Source organism: Streptomyces sp. NPDC034099 (assembly GCF_055575415.1).
Genome location: NZ_JBVISR010000004.1, coordinates 342874 through 368803 on the forward strand (window position 1 = coordinate 342874; position 25930 = coordinate 368803).

22 protein-coding genes are annotated in these 25930 nt (G+C 75.5%); 10 read left to right on the forward strand and 12 right to left on the reverse strand.

Features of this window, described 5'->3' with window-relative positions; genetic code table 11:
• Window positions 1–168 precede the first annotated feature (168 nt).
• Entirely contained in the window at window positions 169–840 is a 672-nt protein-coding gene (locus ACZ56V_RS14035) for a hypothetical protein (RefSeq protein ID WP_467378886.1), read from the reverse strand.
• A 140-nt stretch (window positions 841–980) separates the two neighbouring features.
• Window positions 981–2231, reverse strand: a complete 1251-nt coding sequence (locus ACZ56V_RS14040) for a sensor histidine kinase (protein ID WP_468942201.1) — start codon at window positions 2229–2231, stop codon at window positions 981–983.
• A gap of 198 nt (window positions 2232–2429) precedes the next feature.
• Here ACZ56V_RS14040 and ACZ56V_RS14045 point away from each other — a divergent pair, with 198 nt between their 5' ends.
• From ACZ56V_RS14045 to ACZ56V_RS14055, 3 genes are read left to right on the forward strand one after another with little or no spacing between them, the layout of a single operon-like run.
• Complete coding sequence (locus tag ACZ56V_RS14045) at window positions 2430–2729, forward strand: hypothetical protein (protein WP_398911582.1); 300 nt, start codon at window positions 2430–2432, stop codon at window positions 2727–2729.
• On the forward strand, window positions 2726–3481 hold the full coding sequence (locus tag ACZ56V_RS14050) for an ABC transporter ATP-binding protein (RefSeq protein ID WP_356367390.1): 756 nt from the start codon (window positions 2726–2728) through the stop codon (window positions 3479–3481). The genes ACZ56V_RS14045 and ACZ56V_RS14050 overlap by 4 nt, the downstream gene beginning before the upstream one ends.
• A 2-nt stretch (window positions 3482–3483) precedes the next feature.
• Window positions 3484–6033, forward strand: coding sequence for an FtsX-like permease family protein (locus ACZ56V_RS14055; RefSeq protein ID WP_468942205.1), 2550 nt, complete (start codon window positions 3484–3486; stop codon window positions 6031–6033).
• A 359-nt stretch (window positions 6034–6392) separates the two neighbouring features.
• Here ACZ56V_RS14055 and ACZ56V_RS14060 read toward each other — a convergent pair whose 3' ends face one another.
• From ACZ56V_RS14060 to ACZ56V_RS14085, 6 genes are all read right to left on the reverse strand, one after another.
• Window positions 6393–8909, reverse strand: a complete 2517-nt coding sequence (locus ACZ56V_RS14060; RefSeq protein WP_467378878.1) for an ABC transporter permease — start codon at window positions 8907–8909, stop codon at window positions 6393–6395.
• Window positions 8906–9754 (reverse strand): ABC transporter ATP-binding protein, encoded by an 849-nt coding sequence (locus ACZ56V_RS14065; RefSeq protein ID WP_398911579.1) that lies wholly within the window; start codon window positions 9752–9754, stop codon window positions 8906–8908. Before ACZ56V_RS14065 ends, ACZ56V_RS14060 begins: the two co-directional genes overlap by 4 nt.
• A 137-nt stretch (window positions 9755–9891) precedes the next feature.
• Complete coding sequence (locus tag ACZ56V_RS14070) at window positions 9892–10566, reverse strand: response regulator (RefSeq protein ID WP_467378875.1); 675 nt, start codon at window positions 10564–10566, stop codon at window positions 9892–9894.
• Window positions 10563–11804, reverse strand: coding sequence for a sensor histidine kinase (locus ACZ56V_RS14075; RefSeq protein WP_467378873.1), 1242 nt, complete (start codon window positions 11802–11804; stop codon window positions 10563–10565). The genes ACZ56V_RS14070 and ACZ56V_RS14075 overlap by 4 nt, the downstream gene beginning before the upstream one ends.
• 328 nt (window positions 11805–12132) lie before the next feature.
• A complete protein-coding gene (locus tag ACZ56V_RS14080; protein WP_398911573.1) occupies window positions 12133–13155 on the reverse strand; it encodes a hemolysin family protein in 1023 nt (340 codons plus the stop codon).
• Window positions 13152–14543 (reverse strand): hemolysin family protein, encoded by a 1392-nt coding sequence (locus tag ACZ56V_RS14085; protein WP_467378869.1) that lies wholly within the window; start codon window positions 14541–14543, stop codon window positions 13152–13154. The genes ACZ56V_RS14080 and ACZ56V_RS14085 overlap by 4 nt, the downstream gene beginning before the upstream one ends.
• 270 nt (window positions 14544–14813) lie before the next feature.
• Between ACZ56V_RS14085 and ACZ56V_RS14090 the strand changes: the two genes are divergently transcribed.
• From ACZ56V_RS14090 to ACZ56V_RS14100, 3 genes are all read left to right on the forward strand, one after another.
• On the forward strand, window positions 14814–15791 hold the full coding sequence (locus ACZ56V_RS14090) for a sporulation protein (protein WP_468942668.1): 978 nt from the start codon (window positions 14814–14816) through the stop codon (window positions 15789–15791).
• A gap of 79 nt (window positions 15792–15870) precedes the next feature.
• Window positions 15871–16326, forward strand: coding sequence for a tellurite resistance TerB family protein (locus ACZ56V_RS14095; RefSeq protein ID WP_468942212.1), 456 nt, complete (start codon window positions 15871–15873; stop codon window positions 16324–16326).
• A 105-nt stretch (window positions 16327–16431) separates the two neighbouring features.
• A complete protein-coding gene (locus tag ACZ56V_RS14100; protein WP_398911571.1) occupies window positions 16432–16650 on the forward strand; it encodes a twin-arginine translocase TatA/TatE family subunit in 219 nt (72 codons plus the stop codon).
• A 12-nt stretch (window positions 16651–16662) separates the two neighbouring features.
• Here ACZ56V_RS14100 and ACZ56V_RS14105 read toward each other — a convergent pair whose 3' ends face one another.
• The gene (locus ACZ56V_RS14105; protein ID WP_468942215.1) at window positions 16663–17400 is read right to left on the reverse strand and encodes a TetR/AcrR family transcriptional regulator; all 738 of its coding nucleotides are present in this window, start codon (window positions 17398–17400) and stop codon (window positions 16663–16665) included.
• A gap of 118 nt (window positions 17401–17518) precedes the next feature.
• Between ACZ56V_RS14105 and ACZ56V_RS14110 the strand changes: the two genes are divergently transcribed.
• Complete coding sequence (locus ACZ56V_RS14110) at window positions 17519–18658, forward strand: cytochrome P450 family protein (RefSeq protein ID WP_468942218.1); 1140 nt, start codon at window positions 17519–17521, stop codon at window positions 18656–18658.
• A 45-nt stretch (window positions 18659–18703) separates the two neighbouring features.
• Here ACZ56V_RS14110 and ACZ56V_RS14115 read toward each other — a convergent pair whose 3' ends face one another.
• Window positions 18704–20359, reverse strand: coding sequence for a penicillin-binding transpeptidase domain-containing protein (locus ACZ56V_RS14115; protein ID WP_468942221.1), 1656 nt, complete (start codon window positions 20357–20359; stop codon window positions 18704–18706).
• Between the two features lie 17 nt (window positions 20360–20376).
• The gene (locus tag ACZ56V_RS14120) at window positions 20377–21432 is read right to left on the reverse strand and encodes a CE1 family esterase (RefSeq protein ID WP_468942224.1); all 1056 of its coding nucleotides are present in this window, start codon (window positions 21430–21432) and stop codon (window positions 20377–20379) included.
• A 115-nt stretch (window positions 21433–21547) separates the two neighbouring features.
• Here ACZ56V_RS14120 and ACZ56V_RS14125 point away from each other — a divergent pair, with 115 nt between their 5' ends.
• Together ACZ56V_RS14125 and ACZ56V_RS14130 are read left to right on the forward strand one after the other, a co-directional pair.
• Window positions 21548–22480, forward strand: a complete 933-nt coding sequence (locus ACZ56V_RS14125; RefSeq protein WP_398911566.1) for a LysR family transcriptional regulator — start codon at window positions 21548–21550, stop codon at window positions 22478–22480.
• A 352-nt stretch (window positions 22481–22832) separates the two neighbouring features.
• Window positions 22833–23711, forward strand: a complete 879-nt coding sequence (locus tag ACZ56V_RS14130) for a serine hydrolase (RefSeq protein WP_468942227.1) — start codon at window positions 22833–22835, stop codon at window positions 23709–23711.
• Window positions 23712–23727: 16 nt separating this feature from the next.
• On the opposite strand, the gene ACZ56V_RS14135 is transcribed toward ACZ56V_RS14130, so the two are convergent.
• The gene (locus ACZ56V_RS14135) at window positions 23728–25359 is read right to left on the reverse strand and encodes a right-handed parallel beta-helix repeat-containing protein (RefSeq protein ID WP_467378854.1); all 1632 of its coding nucleotides are present in this window, start codon (window positions 25357–25359) and stop codon (window positions 23728–23730) included.
• Window positions 25360–25530: 171 nt separating this feature from the next.
• Between ACZ56V_RS14135 and ACZ56V_RS14140 the strand changes: the two genes are divergently transcribed.
• Window positions 25531–25902, forward strand: coding sequence for a DUF6479 family protein (locus tag ACZ56V_RS14140; protein WP_398911562.1), 372 nt, complete (start codon window positions 25531–25533; stop codon window positions 25900–25902).
• Window positions 25903–25930 lie beyond the last annotated feature (28 nt).

Here is a 25930-nt window from a genome sequence, read left to right on the forward strand (position 1 = left end):
AAATGGCAACCACAACTGCAACTGATGTCCAGCCTAGCACGTAATACATCAACAGCCAGGGAAGAAATCACCGGCAAAGATCTACCCTTTTCCCCGCCGGACAATTATTCCCGCGCCGGACGAATAATTGTTTCAGCGGGACGAGATTTCCGTTCGCCGCGGTGCCGCTCAGCGTCCGAGGACCAGGACGCCGTACCGGCCGAGCACGGACGACTGAAGGGTGTCGCCCTCGGCGTATCGCCAGCCCCAGGAGCGCAGTGCCTGCACGGTCGCGCCGTCGGTGCGGTCCACCAGCGTGATGCCGAGGGCGGCGTCGTGCTCGGCGAGCAGACGGGTCTGCAGGCGCCGGGCGAGGTTCCAGGCACGGTCCTGGTGCTGTCGGCGCACCCGGGCCGGGACGACGATCCCGGAGACCAGGAAGAGCCCGCCCGACGCGGCGACGGGCAGCACGGTCCTGGGCAGGTACGGCGCCAGGCCCCGCACGCCGCGCGGGTCGCCGCCGGGCACGGGGTAGCCGTAGGCACAGCCGGTCAGAACGGTGGTCTCCGCTATCAGCAGGCAGAAGCCCGGACGCCGTACGTCGGCGCCCAGGTGACGCAGGAAGGCGCCGCGGGCCATGTTCCACGCCCGGGGGCCGCCGCCGGAGGTCTGCGCGTACAGGTCGCCCAGCTCGGCGAAGCGGTCCTCGATCTGACGCCGGGTCAGTGGCCGCAGCCGTTCGCCGGCCTGCGGCGAGGAGCCGTACACCCGCCCCGGACGCCGCGGGCCCGGCCGGTGGTTTCCGGCGGACCGCTCGGGAGGCTCTGTGGTCGCCGGCCGCACCGGCACGTGCACCGTCATGAGGCGAGTCCTGCCCCGGGCTCGGGCGGATCCGGCCCGGCGTCGTCGATCGCCGGAAGCGGCACCGGTGTCGGGGCCGGTGCGCGGCATGCCCCCGGTTCCTCCACCGTACTGCGGGCCCCGCCCCCCGTCCCGGTGGGTCAGCTCCCGCAGGGGAGGTCCACGTCGAGGACGGTGGGACCGCCGGGCGGGCTGGTCAGGCGCAGGGTGCCGTCCAGGGCCGCGACGCGGCGGCGGATGCCGGTCAGGCCCGAGCCGCCGTCCTCGTCGGCGCCGCCCCGGCCGTCGTCCTCGACCAGCAGGCGCAGCCGGCCCCCACGGGCCCGGACCGTGACCGAGGCCCGTGCGGCACCGCTGTGCTTCGCGATGTTGGTGAGCGCCTCGGCCACCACGAAGTACGCCGTCGCCTCGACCGACGCCGCGCACCGCTGGGGCACGTCGGCCTCGACGCGGCACGGCACCCCGCAGTCCGCCGCCAGCCCCGACAGCGCGTCCGCGAGGCCGCGGTCGGCCAGGACCGGCGGCAGGATGCCCCGCGCCACCGAACGAAGCTCCGCCAGCGCCTGCTCCGCCGCGGACTGCGCCCGTTCCAGCAGCTCGTCCGCCCCGGCGGGGTCGCGCGCCGCCATCCGCCGGGCCGCGCCGAGCAGCACCGTCACCGACACCAGCCGGTTCTGCGCGCCGTCGTGCAGGGACCGTTCGATCCGGCGCAGTTCGGTGGCGTGCGCGTCCAGCGCCGCGGCCCGGGTGGCGGTCAGTTCCGCCACCCGCAGCGACAGGTCCGTGTCCGGGCCCGCCGCGAGCAGCCGCCGGGCCGGGGCCGCCTGGAGCCGGGCCATGCCGGGTCCCAGGCCCAGGAGGATCGCGGTCCAGCCCACGCCCAGCAGCGTCGCCGCGAGCGCGTCCAGCCAGGTGTGCGCGGTGCCGACACCGACGGACGTGGTCGTCGCGTCCTCGGGGACCAGCCGCCACCACAGCGGGAAGGTGGCGTCCCGGACGGCGCAGAACGGCAGCAGGAAGCCGAGCAGCCCCAGCAGGAATCCCAGGGTGGCGTGCCGGACCAGCCAGCTCAGCTCGCGCCGGGTGGTGGGGTCGGCCAGGGCGGGCCGCAGCCGGGTGGGCGGCGGGTCGGGCGGGACGATCTCGATGCCCCGGCGGGACAGGCGTTCCCGTTCCCGGCGGGCGAGCCCGTGCAGGGCACGCAGGGCGGCGGGGGCGAGCAGCAGGCCCACGCCGACCGGCGCGGCCACGGCGGCCAGGGCCACCAGCAGCAGCACGCCCAGCGCCAGGAACGCCGTGCCGAGACCGCCGACGAGCTGCCCCGTCGCCGCACCGGCGGCGCGCAGGGTCCGTACGGCGGTCTCCCGCACGGATGTGATCGGCACCGTCATCCGCCTGCCTCCCTCCGGGCGGTGGGCCCCGCTCCGGCGTGGCCGACCCTATGCCGCCGTACGGGCCGGTGACGGGTGCGGAGCCGGAAAGTACAGCCTGCTGTACCTCGGACCGGGCGGCCCACGGGATCGGCCGCCGGGGGCCCCGGTCCATAGCGTCGGAGACCACCGAGAGCGACGCCGACGGAGGCCGCAGCCATGACGCACCAGGACCACCGGGACCAGCGGAACCACCCGGACCACCAGGACCACCGGGACCCCTATCGGCTGGGCACACCCCGGGCCGTTCCCGGCTCCGGCCCCGGCGACGGCCCGGACGCCGTCTCCCGCGGGGACGTCCTGCGGACGCTGCTGTGGGCCGTGGTGGTGCTCAGCGCGGTCGCCAACATGGCCCTCTCCTTCACCGGTGCCGCGACCGCGCTGCACCTGGCCAGCGGCGTGGTCACCGTGCTCGCCGCCGGGACCCTCGTCGTGCGCGGTCTGCGGGGGCGGCGATGAGCACCGCCGCCCTTCCGGCCGTCACCGCGCGCAGGGCGCCCGCCATCGCCCTGGACCGGGTCGCCCGGACGTACCCGGGCGGCGTACGGGCCCTGGACGAGGTGTCGCTGACCGTGGAACACGGCACGTTCCTCGCGGTGATGGGGCCCTCGGGGTCCGGCAAGAGCACGCTGATGCACTGCGCCGCCGGCCTCGACTCCCCCACGTCCGGCAGCGTCCGCATCGACGGGCAGGAGATCTCCGGCCTGAACGAGACCCGGCGCACCGAACTGCGCCGCGAACGCGTCGGTTTTGTGTTCCAGGCATACAACCTGATCCCCTCGCTCAGCGTCGAGGACAACATCACGCTGCCGCTGCGGCTGGCCGGCCGGCGCCCGGACCGGGACTGGCTGCGGACACTGACCGAACGGGTGGGGCTGGCCGACCGGCTGTCGCACCGCCCGGCCGAGCTGTCCGGCGGCCAGCAGCAACGGGCCGCCGTCGTACGGGCGCTGGCGGCGAAGCCCGCCGTCGTCTTCGCGGACGAGCCGACCGGCGCGCTGGACCTGCGCAGCGCCCACCAGGTGCTCGGGCTGCTGCGCGCACTCGTCGACGACCTCGGTCAGACCGTGGTGATGGTCACCCACGACCCGGCCGCCGCGGCCCGCGCCCACCGGGCGCTGGTGATGGCCGACGGCCGGGTGGTCGAGGCCCTGGAGCGGCCGACGGCCCCGCGACTGGCCGAGCGGCTCGTGGCGTTGGGGGAGCGGTAGACATGCTGCACCTCGCCCTGCGCATGGCCGCGCACCGGATCACCGCACTGCTCGCCGTGGCGTGCGCGGTGCTCGGCGGCGCGGCCCTGATCACCACCACCGGCGTGCTCGCCGAGTCCGGGCTGCGCTCGCAGCTGCCGCCCGGTCGGCTCGGCGGCGCGGACGTCGTGGTCGCCGCCGAGCAGGAGTTCCACCCGAGCGGTGACCTGCCGATCGCGCTGCCCGAGCGGGCCGCGGTCCCGGCCTCGCTCGTCGACCGGCTGGCCGCCCTGCCCGGCGTCACCGCGGCCGTCGGCGACATCGGCTTCCCCGCCGCGCTGCTCGACGGGCGTGGCCGGCCCGTCCCCGTCGCTCAGGACCCGGCCACCGCGGGCCACGGCTGGTCCTCGACGCGGCTGCTGGCGGGCGCGCGGGTCGAGGGGCGGGCGCCGTCCGGCGCGAAGGGGGTCGCCGTGGACGCGACGGCGGCCGACGCGGCGGGCCTCGCGGTGGGCGACCGGGTCCGGGTCGTGGCGAACGGCCGCCCCGCCGCGTACTACCGGGTCTCCGCACTGGTCGACGCCCCGGGCGCGGGCGGCGTCTACTTCGCGGACCGGACGGCCGCCGCGCTGGCCGGGCGCGACGCCGGGAGCGAGGGCCCGCGCGCCGGGACCGTCGACCTGGTCGGCCTGCGGGCCGCCGACGGTGTCGGAGAACGGGTCGCCGCCGCCGTCCGCGAGGAAGTGGCGGGCACCGGTCTGCAGGTGACCACCGGCGCGGACCGGGGCGAGGCGGTGGCACCCGGTGTGGGGTCGGCGCGCTCGCTGCTGATCCTGCTCGCCGGTTCGCTCGGCGGGATCGTGCTGCTGATCACCGGGTTCGTCGTCGCGGGCGCGCTGGGCGTGACCATCGCCGGGCAGCGCCGCGACCTGGCGCTGATGCGGGCCGTCGGCGCGACCCCGAAGCAGATCCGCCGCCTGGCCGCCGCGCAGTCGACGGTCGTCGCGGTGATCGCGCTGGTGCCGGGCGTGGCGGTCGGCTACCTGCTGGCGGGACGCTTCCGGGACATGCTGGCCGGCCGCGACGTCCTCCCGGACGAACTCCCGCTCGCGCTGAGCCCGTTGCCCGCGCTCGCCACCCTGCTCCTGGTGGTGGCGGCCGTACGGTTCTCCGCCCGGTGCGCGGCCTGGCGCACCTCGCGGATGCCCGCCACCGAGGCGGTCGCCGAGTCGCGCAGCGAGCCGCGCACACCGCCGCGGGGGCGGACCACCGCTGGGCTGCTGCTGATCCTCGGTGCCTGTGCGCTCTCGGTGGTGCCGCTGCTGTCCCGGACGGTCCTCGGGGCCGCGGTCACGTCCATCGCGGGCATCCTCGCCGCGATCGGCCTGTCGCTCTCCGGCCCGGCGCTGGTCCGGAGCGCGGGCGAGGCCGTCGTACGGCGGCTGCGGCCCGGGGTGGCGGCGCCGACGTGGCTGGCGCTGTCCAACGTACGGGCCTACGCCCTGCGGCTGTCGGGGGTGGTCAGTCCGCTGGCCATGGGCATCGTCTTCGTGCTGACCTACACCCTCACCCAGACCACGGTGCTGGCCGCCACCTCCGAGGACACCCGCACCGGCACCCTCGCCCAGTACGAGCTGACGGCACCGGCCCTGGGCGGGCTGCCCGACGGCACCCTGTCCGCCGTGCGGGACGTGCCCGGCGTACGGGCGGCGGAACCGGCGGGGACGACCACGGTGGTGTGGGAGTACGAGGAGCTGGGCGAGCCCGCGGCCGAGTCGGCCCCGGCGATGATCCTGGCGCCGGACGCCGGGGACGTCGTGGACCTCGGGGTGACGGACGGCGGCCTGGACCGGCTGACCGGGGCGACGGTCGCCGTCAGCCGCGAGGCGGCCCGCACGCGCGGCGCCGGGCTCGGCAAGCGGGTGCGGCTGGTGCTCGGCGACGGGGCGCGCGTCGACGCCCGGGTCGTCGCCGTGTACGACCGGGGGCTGGGCTTCGGCCCGGTCGTCCTCTCCCGCGAACTGGCCGCCGGGCACACCACGACCGGCCTCGACCAGCGGGCCCTGGTCCGCACCGACGGCACGCGGGAGGCGGGGCGGGCGCTCGCCCACCTGGCCGCCGGCCGTCCCGGGCTCGCCGTCGCGAGCACCGCCCCGGACGCCACCGGTGCGGACGCGCCGCCCGAGGTGTGGATCAACCTGGCGGTGGTCGTGGTGCTCCTCGGCTATCTGCTGCTGAGCATCGCCAACAAGCTGGTCGCCGCCACCGCCCAGCGCCGGGCGGAGATCGCCGCGCTGCGCCTGGTGGGCACGACCCCGCGGCAGATCCGCGCGATGATGCGCCGCGAGGCCGCGGTGATCGCCGCCGCGGCCCTCGTCTCCGGCCTCCTGCTGTCCGCCGTGCCCCTGGCCCTCCTCGGCCAGGGCTTCCTCGGCCACCCCTGGCCGGCGGGCCCGGCCTGGCTCCTCCCGGCGGTGGCGGCGACGGTGGTGCTGACGGCGTACCTCACCATCGAACTCCCCACCCGTCACGCCCTGCGGACCCCTCCGGCGGACGCCCTGCGAACCGGCTGACGCCGGGGCGGGCGGGGGAGACGCGGGCCGCCGGGCCGGTACACGCCCGGCGGCCCGCCGACGCCCTCGCGGCACACGGCCCTCACGGCCGGGCGAACGGCTGACGGGCCCTGCCCGGCGTGCGGCCGGCGACCCCGCAACCGGACGAGCGGCTGGAGGACCATCACGGCCTGCGCCTCCCGGCCGGCTGGGTTCCCGTACAACGGCCGCGTCCCGGACGCCGACCAGGTCCACGCAGCAGCCACGCCCCCGCAGCCGAACCGCCGCCGGCCGGGGCGGCGGCACCCGGCCGCCGGCAGGCGCTCCTTGCGGGGGCGGGTCCGCGGTGGGCAGGGCGGGTCCGGGTGATCGGCCGGTGTTCACGCGCCCCGGTCGCGCAGGGCCGTGCGGGCCGGGAGGGTGACGGAGGCCAGGGCGAGGGCGCCCGCGCTGGCGGCGAAGGCGGCGTAGAGCAGCGGGGGCACGTGCGGGAACTCGCCGGTCAGGCCGCGCATCATCGGGGTCAGGGTGATCATGGCGATGGCGGTGCCCAGGGCCACGCCCGCCGCCGACACCAGCAGGCTCTCCCAGCCCAGCATGCGCAGCACCTGGCGCCGGGTGGAGCCGACGAGGCGGAGGGTGTGCAGCTCGCGGCGGCGGTCCAGGACCGTCATCACCAGGGTGTTGACCGCGGCGACGGCGGCGAAGCCGCCCAGGACGGCGGCCATCATGTAGTTGGCCCAGGCGCCGAACTCGCGGTCCACGTTCTGCGCGAGCGCGTAGCCGGAGGCGTCGGTGACCTCGCCGAGCGCGGTGAGCGGTTCGGCGTCGCCGCCGCTGACCAGCAGGGTGTCGGCGAAGGCGGACGTGACATGGCCGTCCAGGGACGCGCGGTCCATGGTCACCGCCGGCAGGCCCAGGCCGCGGCCGTAGACCGCGACGACCTGCGGGGCGGCCTTCGTGCCGTCGGGGAGGTAGAGCGACAGCTTGTCGCCGAGACCGACGTCGGTGGCGGTGGCGAGGGTCCGGTCGATGGCGATACGGCCCGGGCCCACACGGTCCAGGCTGCCCTCGCGCACGTCCAGGTCCTGGACCTTGGCGAGTTGCGCGCCGGAGCCCGAGACGCCCTGCGTCGCCGTCCCCTGCAACGAGGTCTCGCCGCCGCCGCGTACGGGCACCAGCACCTGCGTGTCCAGCAGGCTCACGGCCGCGTCCACACCGGGGGCGCGGGCGGCCCGGTCGGCGGCGTCGGCGGGCAGGCCCGCCGGGTCCGTGATGACGTGGTCCGCCGTGACGCCCTCGCGGAGCTGCTCCGAGGCGACGTGGCTCTCGCTGGTGTGCATGAAGACCAGCGTCGACGCGAAGGCCATCGCCAGCACGATCGGGGTGATCGCGGAGGCCAGCCGGCGCGCGTTGGTACGGGAGTTGGCGGCGGCCAGCGACGCGGAGGCGCCGCCGCCGCGCAGCAGCAGGCCGAACAGTGCCGCGCACAGCCGGGCCAGGACCGGCCCGAGCAGGGCGACGGCCAGCATGAAGAGCATGACGACGCCGAGGGAGGCGTTGGCCGCGTCGGAACCGGCGGCGGAGGCCGCCACACCGGCGAGCACCGAACCGCCGCCGACCGCGGCGAGACCGAGGACCGTACGGACGACACCCGGCCGCAGCCGCTCCACCGAGGCTTCGGCGAGCGCCTGGCCCGGCTTGATCCGCGCGGGCCTGCGCCCGGCCGCCCAGCCGGCACCGAGCGCCGTGAGCAGCCCCACGCCGACGGCGGCCAGCAGCGGGAATCCCGAGACGTGCAGGCCGACGGCCTCCGGGACGGCCCCGCGGTCCTGCATCTGGCCGAACCACCAGTGCGCGAGCCCGATGCCCGGCAGGCAGCCGAGCAGCCCGGCGAGCGGGGCGACGAGCAGCGCCTCGGCGGCGACCGCGCGCCGGATCTGCCGCGGGGTCGCCCCGACGGCGCGCAGCAGCGCGAACTCGCGGGTGCGCTGGCCGACGGAGAGCGCGACCGTACCGGCCGCGGTGAAGACCGCGACCAGGGTGGCGATCCCGCCGAAGGAGCCGCCGACCGCGAAGAGCGTCTCCTTGGCGTACGCCAGCCCGTGGTCCTCGACCTCGCCGCGGTCGTCACCGGTGAGCACCTGCGCGCCGGACCCGGTGAGGGCCTTGCCCACGGCGGCGGCCAGGGCGTCCGTGTCGACGCCCTCCTCGGCCAGGACGGCGACGGCGTCGGCCTTGCCGGGGTGCCCGGCCAGCACGGACGCCTCGGCGTCGGCGAACCAGGCCGTGCCCCCGCCGCCCGCCCCCTCGCCCGCGGTGTCCCCGGCACCGGCCTCGGCCAGCCCGGAAACCCGGAATGCGGCGGGCCCGGCGGCCGTCTCCAGCGCGACGGTGTCGCCGACGCCGAGCCGCGCGGCGCGGGCCGCGTCGGCGCCGAGGACCACCTCGCCCGGGTGCGGTGCGGCGCCCTTGGACAGCGCGGTGCCGGTGAAGGCGTGCGAGCCCCAGCCGTGGCCGGTGAGCCCGCCGGAGGCGGCGGCGCCCCCGTGCACCGGGAAGGTGAAGTCCGGTACGGCGGTGGCCGCGCCCGGCACCTCGGCGGCCTTCGCCGCGAGCCCCGCGTCCACGCGGGCGGTGTCCGGCAGCGGGTAGGCGGTTTCCTCGGGGCCGTCGACGGTGTCGGCGACGACGCGCGCGGACTGGTCGGCCGCCGCGACGACCGGCACGTTCGCGTACCGCTCCGCCGGTACCGAGGCACGGATGCCGGTCTCCAGCAGTACCCCGCAGGCCGCGACGATCAGCGCCGACATCATCAGCGCGACGAACGTGCCCGCGAACGAGGCGGGCTTGAAGCGCACGGCCGCGCGGGCGAGGCCGTTGGGCTTGACGCTCATGCCGCCACCCCCGCGCCGGCCCCGGCCATCGCCCGGGTACGGCCGGTGAGCGCGGTCATCCGGGCCGCGATCCGCTCCGCCGAACCCCGCTCCAGCTGGTCGGCGAAGGCCCCGTCGGCGAGGAACAGCACACGGTCGGCCCAGGCGGCCGCGGCCGGGTCGTGGGTGACCATGACGACGGTGGCGCCGAGGGTGTCCACCGCGTGCCTCAGCAGCCCGAGAACCTCGGCGGCGGTGCCGGTGTCGAGGGCGCCGGTCGGCTCGTCGGCGAAGATCACGTCGGGGGTGGTGACCAGGGCGCGGGCGACGGCCACGCGCTGCTGCTGGCCGCCGGACAGTTCGCCGGGCCGGCGCCGCGCCTTGTCGGCGAGCCCGACCTGCGCGAGGACCGCCGCCGCCCGGCCGCGGTCCTGCCGCCGCCCGGCCAGGCGCAGGGGCAGCAGGACGTTCTGTTCCACGGTCAGCGAGGGCAGCAGGTTGAACGCCTGGAAGACGAAGCCGAGGCGGCTGCGGCGCAGCTCGGTCAGCTCGTTCTCGTTCATGCCGGTGATCTCCGTGCCGCCGAGGCGCACCGATCCCGCCGACGGCCGGTCGAGCCCGGCGGCGCACTGCAGGAACGTCGACTTGCCTGACCCGGACGGGCCCATGACGGCGGTGAAGGTGCCGCGCGGGAGGCCGAGGTCGACGCCCGCCAGCGCGTGCACAGTGCCCGCGCCGCGGCCGTACTGGCGCCGGACCCCGCGCAGTTCGACGGCGAGGCCGGGCGTGGCGGCCGGGGCCCCGGAGCGGTGGTCCACCCCCGCCCGGTCGCCCGCCTGCTGCCGCTTGCCCTTGCGTAGCCTCATGGTGCCGTCTCCCTCATCCGTGCGTCAGGTGCGTCTGTGTGACGAGGGGAAGAGTGCGGGGACGGCTCGGCGCCGGGCGTCATACCCGGGAGCCAATGTGGAACCCCTACCGCGGTAGGGGGAGGAGGAGGGCCGTACTACTCCCCCGGGGCCACCAGCCCCGACTCGTACGCGAAGACCACCGCCTGGGCCCGGTCGCGCAGGTCGAGCTTGGTCAGGACGCGGCTCACGTGCGTCTTCACCGTCTGCTCGGCCAGCACCAGGGTCTGGGCGATCTCCGAGTTGGAGCGGCCGCGGGCGACCAGGGTGAGGACCTCGGTCTCGCGTTCCGTCAGGCCCTTGAGCCGCAGTGCGGGCTTGCCCCGTTCCACGGGGCGCTGCTTGGCGAAGTCCGCGATGAGGCGGCGGGTCACGGAGGGGGCGAGCAGCGCGTCGCCGGAGGCCACCACCCGTACCGCCGCGATGAGGTCGGCCGGCGGCGCGTCCTTCAGCAGGAAGCCGCTCGCGCCCGCCCGCAGCGCCTCGTACACGTAGTCGTCGACGTCGAACGTGGTGAGCATCAGCACCCGCGGCCGGTGCGTCACCCCCGGCGGGGGCGACAGCAGACGGCGCGCGGCCTCCAGGCCGTCCATCTCGGGCATCCGCACGTCCATGAGCACGACGTCGGGATGCGTGCGCCGGCTCAGCTCGACGCCCTGCGCGCCGTCGGGAGCCTCGCCCACCACGTCGATGTCGCTCTGGGCGGCCAGCAACGCGGCGAAGCCCGCCCGCACCATGGCCTGGTCGTCGACGATGATGACGCGGATCGTCACGTGAAGTCCTCTTCCGTCAGGGGGAGTTGCGCGGCGACCCGGAAGCCGCCGTCCGGCAGCGGACCCGCGTCGAGGGTGCCGCCGACGAGCCGCACCCGCTCGCGCATGCCGACCAGGCCGTGCCCGGTGCCGCCCACTTCCAGCGGCCCGGCGGGCGGCTGGGGCGGCGGATCGTTGACCACCAGGACGGTGAGCCGCTCCCCGCCCTGCCCGTCGGCCGGCCGCGACACCGCCAGCGACACGTGCGTCGCGGCCCCCGGCGCGTGCCGTACGACGTTCGCGAGGGCCTCCTGGACGATCCGGTACGCCGACAGGCCCACCGTCTCGGGCACCTCGGCGTCGCAGGGGGTGAACTCCACCGGCCCGCCCGTCCGCGCCGTGGCGTCCACCAGCTGCCCGATCTGCGCGAGGCCGGGCTGGGGCGCGAGTTCGCCGTGCGCGTCCTCGTTGCGCAGCACGCCGAGGAGGCGCCGCATCTCGCCGAGCGACTCCCGCGCGGTCGCCGCGATGGACGTGAACTCCTCCCGCACGTCCGGCGACAGCGCCGCGAGGCGGTACTCGGCGGTGTCCGCCTGCACCGTGATGACGGACATGTGGTGGGCCACCACGTCGTGCAGCTCGCGCGCGATGCGGGCGCGTTCCTCCAGCAGCGTCCGCCGGCCCCGCTCGGCCTCGCTGATCGTCTCCTGCTCGGCCAGCCTGCGCCGCACCTCGTACCGCTCGCGCAGCACGCCGCCCAGCAGGAGCGCGATGCCTCCGAGGATGGTGAGCAGCAGTTCCCTGGCACCGGCGCCGTGGGGGGCGACGAACCCCAGCCCGATGTTCGCGCCCGCCGTCGCCAGCCACACCAGCACCAGCGTCCGGGTCCGCTCGCGCAGGCCGAGGGCGAGGCAGAGGGCGACGTACCCGACGAGTCCCATGGGCGGGAACGGCCACAGCAGCCGCTCCTGGAAGTCGACGGTGAGCAGGGCGAGCGCCCCGGCCACGTCCGCGGCGAAGACCAGGTACCAGGCATGCAGCGGCCGTACGACGGCGAGCAGCAGCGGTGCCGCCTGCCCGACGGCCAGCGCGCTCGCGACGCCGCCGTTCAGGCCGTAGTCGGCGGTGAGGACCACGATGGTGGTGGGCAGCAGGGCGACGCACAGCACGAACGCCACGGCCCACGGCAGCAGTCGCACCCACCGCCGCGAAGCCCCCGCGAGCAGCGCGCGCGGGCGCTGCTCCTCCACTGAGGTCATGGCCACCACCCTAGGTGCCGGGCGAAGCCGCGCCGTCACCCTGGAGAGCCAAGCCGGGGTGATACCCCGGTAGGGGGTCGGGGCCCCGCGCCCGGGCGGCCCGTCAGACGGAGGCCGCCGTCCACTCCCGCAGCAGCACCAGGCGCTGGCCCCTGGCGGGGGGGGACGTCCCCGGGCTCGTCCCGGCGCCGGCCGATCGGGTCGCCCTCCGTCACACACCCCTCGGTGATCCAGAACAGGCCGACCATGGCCACGCGCGTCTCCTCCGGCGATACGAACGTCCCCGTCGCCGGAGGAGACGAACCGCACCGGGGCGAGGTCCCCGGGGTCAGGCCACCGGCGTCGTCGGGCCCACCAGTTCTGTCAGGACGTCCTCCATCGTGACGAAGCCCAGGACCGAGCCCGTCTCGCCGGTGACGGCGGCCAGGTGGCTGTCCTCGGCGCGCAGGGCGGTGAGGGTGTCGTCCAGGGGGGTGTCGATGCGGACGCGGGTGACGCGGTGCAGGGCCGTGCGCGGGAAGGGGCTCTCGCGGTCGGTCAGGCCCAGGGTGTCCTTGATGTGCAGGTAGCCGAGGACGGTGCCGCCGGGGCCGGTGACCGGGAAGCGGGAGTAGCCCGCGTCGGCGGCCATGCGCTCCAGCTCGGCCGGGGTGACCGTGTGCGGGACCGTGCGCATCTTCTGGGCCGGGACCAGGATCTCGCCGACCGGGCGGGTGCCCAGCTCCAGCGCGTCGCGCAGGCGTTCGCCGTCGGCCGGGGTGAGCAGTCCGGCCTCGCTGGCGTCGACCACCATGCGGGCCAGCTGGTCGTCGGTGAAGACGGCCTCGACCTCGTCCTTCGGCTCCACCCGCAGCAGCTTGAGGAGCGTGTTGGCGAAGGCGTTGATGCCGAAGACGAACGGCTTCAGGGCCCGGGTGAGGGCGACCAGCGGCGGGCCCAGGAGCAGCGCGGTGGTCGCCGGGGCGGCCAGCGCGATGTTCTTCGGGATCATCTCGCCGATCAGCATGTGGAGGTACGTCGCCAGGGCCAGGGCGATCGCGAAGGCGACCGGGTGGACCAGCGCGTGCGGCATGTGGACGGCCTCGAACACCGGCTCCATCAGGTGCGCGATGGCCGGTTCCGCGACCGCGCCGAGCACCAGGGAGGAGACGGTGATGCCGAGCTGGGCCGTGGCCATCATCTGGGAGATGTGCTGCAGGCCCCACAGGGTCATCCGGGCGCGCTTGTCGCCCGACTTCGCGCGCGGCTCGATCTGGCTGCGGCGCACCGAGATCATGGCGAACTCGGCGCCCACGAAGAACGCGTTGGTCAGCAGCGTCAGCGCGCCGATGAGGAGCTGTACGACGGTCATCGGGCCAGCTCCCGCTCATCGTGCGCCGCCGGTTCGTGCGAGGCGGGTTCGTGCGAGGCGGGTTCGTGCGCCGGCGCGGCGTCGTCCGGCGCGGGGGCCGTGACGCGGAGGCGGTCGGCGCGGTGGTGGTCGACGTCGACGACGTCGATGCGCCAGCCGTCCAGGGCGACCACGTCGCCCTTGGCGGGGATGCGCGTCAGCTGGGTGGCGACCAGTCCGGCCAGGGTCTCGTACGGGCCCTCCGGCGCGGTCAAACCGATGCGCTCCAGGTGGTCCAGGCGCAGCGAGCCGTCGGCCTCCCAGGCCGCGCGGCCGTCGGCGCCGGCGGGGGCGGGCAGCAGGTCCGGGATCTCCACCGGGTCGTGCTCGTCGCGCACCTCGCCGACGACCTCCTCGACGATGTCCTCGACGGTCGCCACGCCCGCCGTGCCGCCGTACTCGTCGATGACGACGGCCATGGTGCGGGTGGCGCGCATGCGCTCCAGGAGACGGTCGGCGGGCAGGCTGTCCGGCACCAGGAGGGGCGCGGTGGCCAGCTCGGTGACGGGGGTGGCCCGGCGCCTGTCCGGCTCCAGGGCCAGCACGTCGCGGATGTGGACGGTGCCGACGACCTCGTCCAGGCTGTCCCGGTAGACCGGGAAGCGGGACAGGCCGGTGGCGTGCGAGAGGTTCGCGGCGTCGGCGGCGGTGGCGTGGGCCTCCAGGGCCTTGACGTCCACGCGCGGCGTCATGACGTTCTCCGCGGTCAGCTCGCTCAGGTGCAGGGTGCGCACGAACAGCTCCGCCGAGTCCGCCTCCAGGGCGCCCTCCGCGGCCGAGTGCTGGGCGAGGGCGACCAGTTCCTCGGCGCTGCGGGCGGACGCCAGCTCCTCGGCCGGTTCCAGGCCGAAGCGGCGCACGAAACGGTTCGCCGTGTTGTTCAGATGCCGGATGAAGGGGCCGAAGGCGGTGGTGAAGCCGCGCTGCGGGCCCGCGACGACCTTCGCGACGGCCAGCGGGCGGGAGATCGCCCAGTTCTTGGGGACCAGCTCGCCGACGACCATCAGGACGACGGTGGACAGCACCACGCCGAGCAGGGTCGCCACCGTCGAGGCGGCGCCGCCCAGGCCGATCGCCGTCAGCGGGCCGCGCAGCAGCACCGCGATCGACGGCTCGGCCAGCATGCCGATGACCAGCGAGGTCACCGTGATGCCGAGCTGGGCGCCGGACAGCTGGAGGGTCAGGGAGCGGACGGCCTTCAGGGCGCCGTCGGCACCGCGCTCACCGGACTCGGCGGCACGCTCCAGGTCGGAGCGCTCGACGGTGGTGAGGGAGAACTCGGCCGCGACGAAGACGGCGCAGGCCAGGGTGAGGAGGAGGGCCAGCAGGAGCAGCAGGACCTCGGTCACCGTGCCACCCCGCTTCCCTCACGCGCATACGGGGGCACGGGCGGGCCGGCCGCGGCACGGCCGGTACTGGGAGGCTCCATTACGGAACGGGACTCCTTAACGGGGTCGGTGGGCACCGGTACCAGCCGGGCGCCCGAGGGTTCTCCCTCATGGTAAAGGACGAGCAAAGAGATCGGGAGTCCTGGGACCCCTATGCTTCTACTCGCCTGTAGAGAACGGCCGGACGGTTCCGGTTGTTCCCCGCACGAACGTGAAGGAGTGAACGCCTCGATGGTGTTCAAGCGGCTGCTCGGTTCCCTCGGCGTGGGCGGACCCACGGTGGACACGGTCCTCGACCCGGGCGCCGCCCGGCCGGGGGGCACGCTGTCGGGCCGGGTCCACCTGGTCGGCGGCAGCGCCGGCCACGACGTCGAGCACGTCGCGCTGGAGCTGGTGGCCCGCGTGGAGACCGAGCACCAGGAGCACGGCGACGGGGAGGGCGTCGACAGCGAGGGCGTCGTCGTCTTCGGCCGGCACACCGTGGGCGGGGCCTTCCGGCTCGCGGCGGGCGAGGAGACGAGCATCCCGTTCACGGTGACGCTGCCCTGGGAGACCCCGGCCACCGAGTTGTACGGGCAGCCGCTGGGCATCGTGCTCGGCGTGCGCACCGAGCTGGCCGTCGCCGGCGCCCGGGACCGGGGCGACCTGGACCCGCTCACCGTGGCGCCGCTCCCGGCCCAGGAGGCCGTCCTGGAGGCCCTCGGCGGGCTCGGCTTCGGCTTCCGCTCCGCCGACCTGGAGTACGGCCGCATCGGCGGCACCGGGCAGCGGCTGCCCTTCTACCAGGAGATCGAGCTGACACCGCCCCCGCGCTACGCCCACCAGGTCGACGAGATCGAGCTGACCTTCCTGGCCGTGCCGGGCGCCCTCGAAGTGGTGCTGGAGGCGGACAAGCGCGGCGGCCCGTTCGCCGACGGCCACGGCGGCCACGACGCGGTCAGCCGCTTCACCGTCCCGCACGAGGGCCCCGCCGGGCCGCGGGACTGGACCGCCCTCGTCGACGGCTGGGTCCAGGAGCTGGTCGAGCACCGCGCGTCGTACGGCTCCCACGCGGTGTACGGCCACGAGTCCGGGGTCGGTGCCGCCGCCATGGCCGGGGCCGCGGGCATCGCCGTGGGGATGGTGGCGGCCGAGGCCGTCGACGAGGTGGGGGACCTCTTCGAGGGCGACTCCGAGGACGAGGGCGGGGACGGGGACGGGGAAGACTGATAGCTTCTACAGTGATGTAGAGCAATGGGCCGGGGTCGTTTGCGACTCCCGTCCGACCGGTACGGAGTACGGAGTTCTCATGGCCCTGTGGGACCGCTTCAAGGAGTCCGCGTCGCAGATGCAGACGCAGCTCGCGGCGAAGAAGAACGACCTCAAGAGCGGCGCCTTCCGCGACGCCAGCATGGCGATGTGCGCGCTGGTCGCCGCGGCCGACGGCAGCGTCGACCCCTCGGAGCGGCAGCGGGTCGCCCAGCTGATCTCGGCCAACGAGGTGCTGCAGAACTTCCCCGCCGACGACCTGCGCCGCCGCTTCGAGGACAACCTGGACAAGCTGACCGCCGACTTCGCCTTCGGCAAGGTCGGCATCCTTCAGGAGATCGCCAAGGCGAAGAAGAAGCCCGCCGAGGCACGGGCCGTGATCCAGATCGGCATCGTGATCGGCGGCGCCGACGGGGACTTCGACAAGGACGAGCGTGCCGTGGTCCGCGAGGCGTGCTACGCCCTCGACCTGCCGCCGCACGAGTTCGACCTCTGAGACCCCGCGGGCGCCCGGGGCCTGCCCGGTCCGCCGGTCCTGCCGTAGATTCCGGGTGCGGGCCCGTGCCGCGGGCCCGCACCGTACGTTCACCAGGGGAGCGCCGTGTTCGGACTCAGCGAGCTCGCGATCATTCTCGTCGTCGTCGCGGCCGTCATCGCCGTCAAGAAGCTTCCCGAGCTGACCCGCTCGGCGGGCAGGTCGGCCCGCATCCTCAAGGCCGAGGCGCGCGCCACGAGGGACGCGGACGAACCGGGGACGCCGCGCGTCATCCAGGGCGAGACGGTCAAGCGCGAGGACCCCGGCACCGGCTCCCGGGACTGAGGCCGGCCCGCCTCACGTGCCGGGCTCGCGGTCCCCGGCGCGGGTGCGGTGCGGGCCCAGTTCGCGCAGCACCTCGCCGAGTTCGGCGGCGGTGAGCGCGGGGGCGGGCAGGGGCGCGGCGGCCGGTGCGGTGCGCAGACCCGCCAGGAAGAGGGCGAGGGGGCGGCGCCAGGCATCCGGCGCGGTCGCCGTCTCATCCGAGGTCGCCGTCGCGTCCGGGGTCGCCGTCGCGGCGGTCAGCGCCGGGACCGCGCGGCCGAGTGCCGCGAGTCCGAACAGCACGTCCTCGGTGGTGACGTCGGCCCGGACGGTGCCCTCGTCGCGGAGGCGGGACAGCAGGGCGGCCACGGTCCGGCGGTTGTGCTCGTGCACGGCCTCCAGGCTCTCGACCCCCCTCAGATGCGTGGTCATGAGGTCGTTGGAGCCGCGGTCGGCGGCCAGGGTACGGAAGACCACCTCCAGGTAGGCGGTGAGCCCCGCCCACGCGTCCGGGGCCTTCCTGGCCTGCTCACCGGCGTCCATCGTGCCCGTCAGCGAGTCCCGGAACACGGCGTCCACCAGGGCGGCGCGGGTGGGGAAGTGGCGGTAGAGCGTCGCGTTGCCCACCCCCGCCCGGCGCGCGATCACGTCCAGCGGCGCGTCCAGCCCCTGCTCGGTGAACACCTCGTGGGCCGCCTCCTGCAGAAGCTCCCGGTTGCGCCGCGCGTCACGTCGCTGCCGGGGCGCTCCGTCGCGTGCGCCGACGGTCATCCTCGCCCTCCGGGTCGTACGAACCGGGGAGTGCTCCCCGTGCTCCGGGTGCCGATGCTATCGTCGGCGAAGTAAACGGGGAGTACTCCCCGTTTAACTCAGTTTCCCAGGAGGCCCCGTGACCGCGCCCACCCCCGAGGAACTGGCCGCCCTGCGGACCGTGGGCGCCGTGCATCGGGTGCTCGTGCCGGGCAGCGGGGAGAGCTGGCTGGTGGTGACGCGGGACGCGGCGCGGGCCGCGCTCGCCGACCCGCGGCTGCGCAACGACATCCGGCACTCCGCGTCCTGGCAGAGCGACGGCGGGCACGCCATCGGCCACAACATGCTCCAGAGCGACCCGCCGCAGCACACCCGTCTGCGCCGGCTGGTCGCCGGGCACTTCACACCGGGCCGGACCGCCGCCCTGCGCCCGCGCGTCGAGCGCATCGCGCACGACCTGCTGGACGCGCTGCCGCGAACGGGCACGGCCGACCTGGTCGCCCGGTACGCGCTGCCGCTGCCGGTCACGGTGATCTGCGAGCTGCTGGGCGTCCCGGAGAGCGACCGCGGGGGCTTCCACACCTGGTCGAACGAGCTGGTGATGCCCACCTCGCCGGAGGCGGCCCGGTCGGCGGCCGACGCCCTGACCGGCTACCTCACCGAGCTGACCGACGCCAAGCGCCGCACCCCGGACGGCACGCTGCTCGACGACCTGGTCGCCGCCGCCGACACCGGCGAACTCACCGCCGGGGAACTGCTCGGCATGGCCTTCCTCATCCTGGTCGCCGGGCACGAGACGACCGTCAACCTGATCTCGGCCACCGTCCACAGCCTGCTCACCCACCCCGACCAGCTCGCCCGCCTGCGCGCCGAGCCGGAGCTGGCCGAGAGCGCCGTGGAGGAGTCGCTGCGCCACAACTCCCCCGTCCACGCCTCCGCGTTCCGCTTCGCGGCCGAGCCCCTGGAGCTGGCGGGCACCGCGATCGCGGCGGGCGACTCGGTGCTCGTCTCCCTCGCCGCCGCCTCCCGCGACCCGGCGCACCATCCCGACCCCGACCGCTTCGACATCGGCCGCCGCCCGCGGGGCCACCTCGGTTTCGGCCACGGCCCGCACCACTGCCTGGGCGCCCCGCTGGCCCGCGTCGAGGCCGCCGTCGCCGTACGCCTGCTCCTCGAACGGCACCCCGCGCTCGCCCTCGCCGCCGACCCGGCGGCGCTCACCTGGCGCACCAGCACCCTGCTGCGGGGGCTGACGGAGCTGCCGGTGCGGCTCGGCTGATCCGCGGGCCGTCGGCACCGGGACCGCGCCGGAGCCGGGCCGGGATCAGGACGGGTCCTCCGGTACGGCCGACAGCAGGCTGTGCACGATCGGTCCCGCCGAGCCGCCGCCGGTGACGCCCTCCTCGACGACGGCGGCGACGGCGACGTTGCCCCGGTGGGCGACCAGCCAGCCGTTGTTGTCCTGGTCGTCGGAGACCTCGGCGGTGCCGGTCTTGGCGCCGATCTCACCGGGCAGGTCGGCCAGGACGCGCGCGGTGCCGTCGGTGACGGTGGCCCGCATCAGCCCGCGCAGCTGGGTGACGACCTCGTCCGGGAGCGGCTCGGTACGGGTCCCGTTCTCGTTGCCCGCGGTGACGGACGGCTGGTGGAACTCGCCGGACACCGCGGTGGCCGTCACCGACGCCATGATCAGGGGGTTGGCCTGGACCCGGCCCTGCCCGATCATCGACGCGGCCTTCTCCGTCTCGTCCTTGGGCGCCGGCACCGAGCCGTCGTACGTCGGGATGCCGACGTGCCACTCCTGGCCGACCCCGAAGTAGGTGCGCGCGACCTTCCCCAGCTCCGCGTCGTCGAGCTTGCCGCGCAGGCTGATGAAGGCGGTGTTGCAGGACTCGGTGAAGTCCTTGCGGAAGGTGGCGCCGGGGTGTTCGGACGTCTCCACGTTGTGGAACTCCTTGCCCACCGTCAGGTACTTGGGGCAGTCCACGACGTCGTCGGGCGCGACCGCGTCCTTGAGCAGCAGGGCGCTGCTGGTGACGATCTTCCAGGTGGAGCCGGGCGCGTAGGTGCCGGAGGCGGCGCGGTTGAAGCCGGAGGAGGGCGAGTTGGCGAGGGCCAGGACCTCGCCGTTGTCGACGCGCAGGGCGACGAGGGAGGCGTTCTTGCCGTCGGCCTCCCCGAGGGCCCGCTCCGCGGCGGCCTGCCAGCCGGCGTCCAGGGTGGTGCGCACGGGCCGGCCCGCCGTCGCCGGGTCGGGCTTCTTGCCGAAGGACGCCTCGGTGCGCACGGTCTCGCCGCTGGCCCGGTCGACCAGCTCGACCGCGCCGCGCGGACCGCCGCCGCCCGCGTCACCGGCGAGCCGCCCCAGGAGCGGGGCCAGGGACGGGTACGCGTCGCCCACGAGGGAGACCCCCTGACGGTCCGTGACCTTCGGCGGGGCGGTCTCCTCGCGCTCCAGGCGGAACTTCTCCGTCTCGCTCAGCCGCGGGTGCACCAGGGACATCCGCCAGTCCACCTTCCAGCTGCCGTCGCCCTGCTCGCGCAACGGCAGCCGCGACTCGTACGTCCAGGTGCCCAGGCCGGTGACCGGCATCCGGGCGGTGAAGGGGACACCGAGGGTGCCGTCCTTCTCCTCCTTCGCGCCGTCGTCCGCCGCCGTCAGCTTCGGCTTCTCGATGTCGAGCCCCGCGGTGAAGCTCTGGAGCACCTCCTGTGCCTTGCCGGGCTCGGTGGTGCGGCCGGCCGCGCTCGGCAGGCGCCCGGCGGCCCAGTCGGCGAGGAAGGCGCGCGCCTGTTCCATCGCGGCGGGGTCGGGTCCGTCGTCGCCGCGCGCGAAGGGGCCGAACCCGGCCGCGTACGAGCCGCCCGCGGCGATCGCGAGGACGACTCCCACGGCGGCGACGGCCCGGACCCCGTTGCGGGGCCTGCGGCGGCGGGGAGGGGTGAGGTGGGGAGAGGCGAGGTGAGGAGCGTCGGGCATGGGAAGGTCCTTGTCGGTCAGCGGCCGGGGCCGGTGAGGAAGTCGAGGATCGTGCCGGTGGCGTCGAGGGCCTTGCTGACGGGGCCGAACCCCTCGGGCGGGGGGACGGTCGAGCCCGGCCAGGTGTGACCGGCGTCCTCGACGACGAGGAGCTGCACGGTGCCGCCACCGGGCCGCCGCTCGCCGCCGGGCGCACCGCCCTTGAGCCGCCACACCGTCCGGTCGTAGCCCTTCTCCTCCCGGGTGACCGGCTCGCCCGCGTCCCCGGCCGCCGCGAACGCCGCCGCGCTGTCCCGGGCCGACCGGGTCGGCAGGATCGGCTCCTCGGGGTCCGGCGGCGGGGAGGGCAGGCCCGCGAGCGGCCGTACGGGGTCGTCGGCGCCGTAGACGACCATGACGGGGACGGGCCCGGTGGGCTCCACCGCGGCGGCCCCCGTGGGAAGTTGGCCGGAGACCGAGGCCGCGCCGGCCAGCAGGGCGGGGCGCTCGGCGGCCATCCGCAGGGCCATCGAACCGCCGTTGGAGAACCCGGCGACGTAGACCCGGTCGGGGTCGGCCCGCTCGGTGCGGACCACGTGCTTGATCAGCGCCTCGGTGAACCGCACGTCCAGGCCGGGGTCCGGGCGCTGCTTCGTCGCCCGGGTGCCCGCGCCCCAGCCGTGGCCGAGGCCCTCGGGGAAGGCGACGAGCATGCCGCGCGCGGTGGCGGCCCGCTCCAGCCGGGTCTTCGCCCGCAGCTCGGCGGCGTCGGCACCGCGGCCGTGGAAGGCGATGAGGAGCGGCCTCGGGCCGTCGTCGACGGCGGGGGGCCGGTGCAGAAGGTACTGGCGGACGCCACCGTCCACCCGGAGCCGTGCGCGGACCTCCGGCGCCGGAGTGCCCGTACCGCCGGCGGACGGGCCGCTCGCCGACGGCGCCGCGGCCGGACGGCCGGAGCCGGTGTCGGCGTCCGGGTCGGTGGCGCAGCCGGCCAGGGGGAGTACGGGGGCGAGGGCGAGGGCGAGCACGCCGGGCCACCGGCGGGCGCGGGGCGCGGGGCGACGGTCATGGGCACGGCCACGGAAGGAGCGCATGGCCCGAGGAGAGCAACCCCGCCGCACCCCTGTCCAAGACCGATATGGATGTCGGATCGATCAATCACCGATATGATTACTGGTCGTGGACCTGGTGCGGCACCTGGAGTGCTTTGTGGCTGTTGCAGAAGAGTCACACTTCGGACGTGCCGCCGCCCGGCTCGGCATGGCCCAGCCGCCCCTGTCGCAGCGCATCCAGCGGCTGGAGAAGGAGCTGGGCGTCCGGCTCTTCGAGCGCACCAGCCGCCAGGTGACGATCACGGAGGCGGGCACGCTGCTGCTCGCCGAGGCCCGTGAGCTGCTGGCCCGCGCCGAGGCGCTGCGGACCGCCGCGCGCCGCATCCGGGACGGCGAGAGCGGTCTGCTGCGCGCAGCCCTGTCCCCGGACATCTCCGGGGAGACGGTCGCCGCGCTGCTGGCCGACTTCCGCCGTCGGCACGCGGGCCTCGAACTGGAGCTGCACGAGCTGACCACCGCCCAGCAGCTCGCCGGGTTCGCCGCCCACGAGCTGGACGTCGGTCTCATCCACCACCCGTGCGACGTCACCGGCCTGGAGCTGGGCCCGGTGCTCCGCCGCGACCTCGGCGTCCTGCTGCCGCGCGGCGCGCCCCAGACGGAGCTGGACGAGGTGCCGCTCGCCGCCCTCACCGGGTACGACCTGGTGCTCTTCCCGCGCGCCGACGCCCCCGCGGTCTACGACGACCTGCTCACCGCCTGCGCCCGGGGCGGCTACACGCCCGCCGCGGTACGGCACGGCCAGGGCGCCAGCTTCGTCCGCGGTCTGGTCCTTTCGTCGGGGGCCGTCGCCCTCGGGCCCCGCGACACCCGGCTCGTGGCCCCCGGCGACCAGGACCTGGTCTGGCGTCCGCTGGCCGGGGCGCCGCCCGCCTGGCGGCACTCCGCGGCCTGGCCCAAGGGGCGCGGCGACGCCGCCGTCGGCGCCTTCGCGGACGCGGCCACCCACGCCCTGCGCACCACGGCCGACGCCCACGCCGAGACACCGGCCCGGCCCCTGCACCTCCGCCCGGCATCGGAGTTCTGGCTGTGACCGAGCCCGCCCCCTTCGACCCCCACCCGACGCCTCCCACCGGCACCCACCGCCGACGCCCGATGCCCTCCGCGTTCGGCGGTGCCCTCCGGGCAGGGTCCGTCCGGACCGATGCGCCGGGCACTGCGGCCAACCGCCCGGTGAGCCCCCGCCCGGCACCGGACGCAGACCCGGTCACGACCCACACCGCGCCCCCCGGCCACCGACCGACCCACCCCACCGGCACCCACCGCCGACGCCCGATGCCCTCCGCGTTCGGCGGTGCCCTCCGGGAGGCACCCGGTCGGGCCGGTGCGCGCGTCGTGATGGTCGTTCGGTCCGCGGGACGCCACTCGGCACCGGAGGCCCGGTCATGACCGACACCGCCACCGCCGCCCGGCTGGACGCGGCCTTCGCCGACGCGGGGGTCACCGGGTGGCTGCACGCCGTGGACATCGACTCGGGGGCGCAGGTCGGGGCCGGGGCGGACCAGCCGGTCTGCACGGCGAGTGTCCACAAGCTGTGCGTCCTGGTGACGCTGCACGCGCTGGCGGCGGCCGGGGAGCTGGACCTCACCGAGCAGGTCGAGTGCCCGCCCGCCGGACGCACCCCGGGGCCCACCGGGCTCGCGGCCATGCTCGACCCGGTCCGGCTGTCCCTGCGCGACGCCGCGTACCTGATGATGTCCGTCAGCGACAACACCGCCGCCGATCTGCTGCTGCGCCGGGTCGGTCTGGACGCCGTCAACCGCACCACGGCCCGGCTCGGCCTCACCCGGACGCGGGCGGTGTACGGCTTCGGCGAGATGCTGGGCACCATGCGCGAGGACGCCGGGCCCGCCGGTGCCCGGGCGCTGACCGACCCGCACGTCATCACCCGGCTGCGCGCCCTGGACCCGGCCCGCACCAACCACAGCACCCCCCGCGACATGACCCGCCTGCTCGGCGCCCTGTGGCGGGACGAGGTCTGTCCGCCCGAGTACGGCGACGCGATGCGCCGGATCATGGGCCTCCAGGTGTGGCCGCACCGCCTGGCCTCGGGCTTCCCCTTCGACGACGTGCACGTGGCCGGCAAGACCGGCAGCCTGCCGACCCTGCGCAACGAGGTCGGCGTCGTCGAATACCCCGACGGCGGCCGTTACGCCGTGGCCGTCTTCACCCGCACCGCCCACACGGCGGCCGTGCTCCCGGCGGCGGACGCGGTGATCGGCACCGCGGCCCGGATCGCGGTGGACGCACTACGCGCACCCTGACGGCCGGGCCGCCGCCTCACCCCGCGTTGTCGCGCCAGCGCCCGCCGCTGGGCGCCGAGTCGAAGCGGGTCGAGGCCGAGCCATTGCCGCTGAAGTCGTTGCCGGAGACCCGGCCGCCCGTCCAGACGGCCCCGGGCGCGATCCACACGGCGTGGATCTGGGTGCGAGGGTGCCCGTCGTCCCGGACGCGGTTGCCGTGCACGTACGGGTGGGTCACGGCAGCGGCGGCGGTGAGACCGGCGCGCGGGGCCGGGGAGTCCGGAAGGCGGTAGGCGGTGCCGGGCGCGGGGGTGCCGTCGGGCCACGCGGTGCCGGCTCCCGGGCGCACCGGGGCGAGGGTGAGCCGGGTCGCCGTGTTGTCGACGACCACGGCGGTGACCTCGGCCCCTTCGGGGTCGCCGCCGACCGTCAGCTCCTTGCCGCGATGGCCGCCCGGAAGCCAGTCGGCCCGCTCATCGGTCAGCGACAGCGGCCCGCACCGGACGCCCTCGCCGCCCCCTCGCGCCGGTGGCGCGGCGCGGCGGCCGTTGCCCCGGATCCGGTTGCCGAAGATCGCGGGCTCGTGCAGCGGGGCGTCGACGCGGATGCCGTCCAGCGCGTTGTCGTGAATGTCGTTGGACTCCAGGACGATGTCCGTGGCGGGTTCCTGGTCGCCGCCGGCCAGGTTGTGCTCCCAGTAGCCGTACCGGCCGTTGTTGCCGACCCGGTTGCCGTGGAAGCCGTACGGCCCGGGGGTGTTGCCCAGCGCGATCCCGTCCCCCGCGTTGCCGTCGATCACGCACCCGGTGACGAGGCCGCCGCGCCCGCCGACGCTGGTCGTGCCCTGCGCCGACACGTCGAACCCGGCGACGTGGTTGCCGAGCATCGTGCAGCCGGTGACCTGGAGGCCGTCGGCGCCCCAGTCGGAGATGCCGTAGCGGTTGTCCTCGGTGTGGCAGGCGGTGACGCGGATGCCGCGGGGCGGGACCCACTCCTCCTGCTGGAGTTCCAGGAAGATGCCGTTGGTGCCGTTGCCGCGCGCGGTGCAGTCGGTCACCGCCAGCCGTTCGACCGGCCCCCACCCGCCGACCCCGATCCCGATGCCCGCGCCGCCCATCTTCTCGCCGGGGTCCTGCCGCCCGCACCGCTCGGTCAGGACCCCCTCCACCACCGTGTCCTGGAGGAAGTCGCACCCGAAGCCGGTGGCGGCGGTGTCGTGGATGTACAGGTCGCTGAAGCGCCCGCGCAGCACGTACTGCAGGCCCAGCCCCTTGGCCAGCACCTCGTACTCCTCGGTCGCCACCCCCAGCCCGTCGATCTCGAAGTGGGCGAAGGTGACGTCCGCGATGTGGTGGTCCCGTCCCGCGCCGTGCTGCGCGGTGGTGAACCAGGCCAGGGGCACCGGCTGCGTGGGGGCGCCCGGATTGGCGAGGGCGAAGCACGTGGCACCGCGTCCGGCGCCGACCAGCGAGACGCCGCTGCGCCAGAGCACCGGCATGTTCCGGATCACGTACCGCCCGGCGGGCACGCGCACGGTGCGCGGCCGCCCGTCCTCGGCGGTGGCGTCGCCCAGGGCGTCCACCAGCTTCTGCAGGGCCGGGCGGTCGTCGGCGGTCCCGTCCCCGACCAGGCCGTACTCATGGGCGTCCGCCGTCAACGGCGCGGTCATGGGCTGCTCCTTCCACCGGTGACGCGCGGGAGGGACGGCGGCCCGAGGCCGGTCCGCCCCGTGCCGGCCGGGTACCAGCCACCGGCCCGTCCCAATCGCGGGCGCATCCGCACGGGCATCCCTGCGGATATATCGGGCGCTTTATCTCATTTGGGGGTACATAATCAGAACATGAGTACGGCAACGTATGTAGTGCTGGCCGCGCCTTCGGGCGGGCTCAAGGTGACGGTGGTCTTCATCATCGGGCTGGTGATCGCCGGCGGGTTGATCTGGGCCGTACGCACCGGCATGCGCGTCATGGACCGGGAGCCCGACCGCCCCCGCGCCGACGAGCAGCCGCACCTCCCGGCCACCGGTGCGGTCCACGAGGAGCGGGAGATGCGCGAACCCGACGAGATCCCCCTGAACAGCGACGGGAGCCCGCGGCTCATGCCCTACGAGCTGCACCACTCGGGCAGCCGCCGCGGCGACGACCAGAAACGGCGCCGCTGGCAGCCTGGGTCGAGCGGAGCCTTCGGCAGCGGTGGGCCGGGACACGTCTGAGGACGCGGGCGACACGAGCGGGTGACCG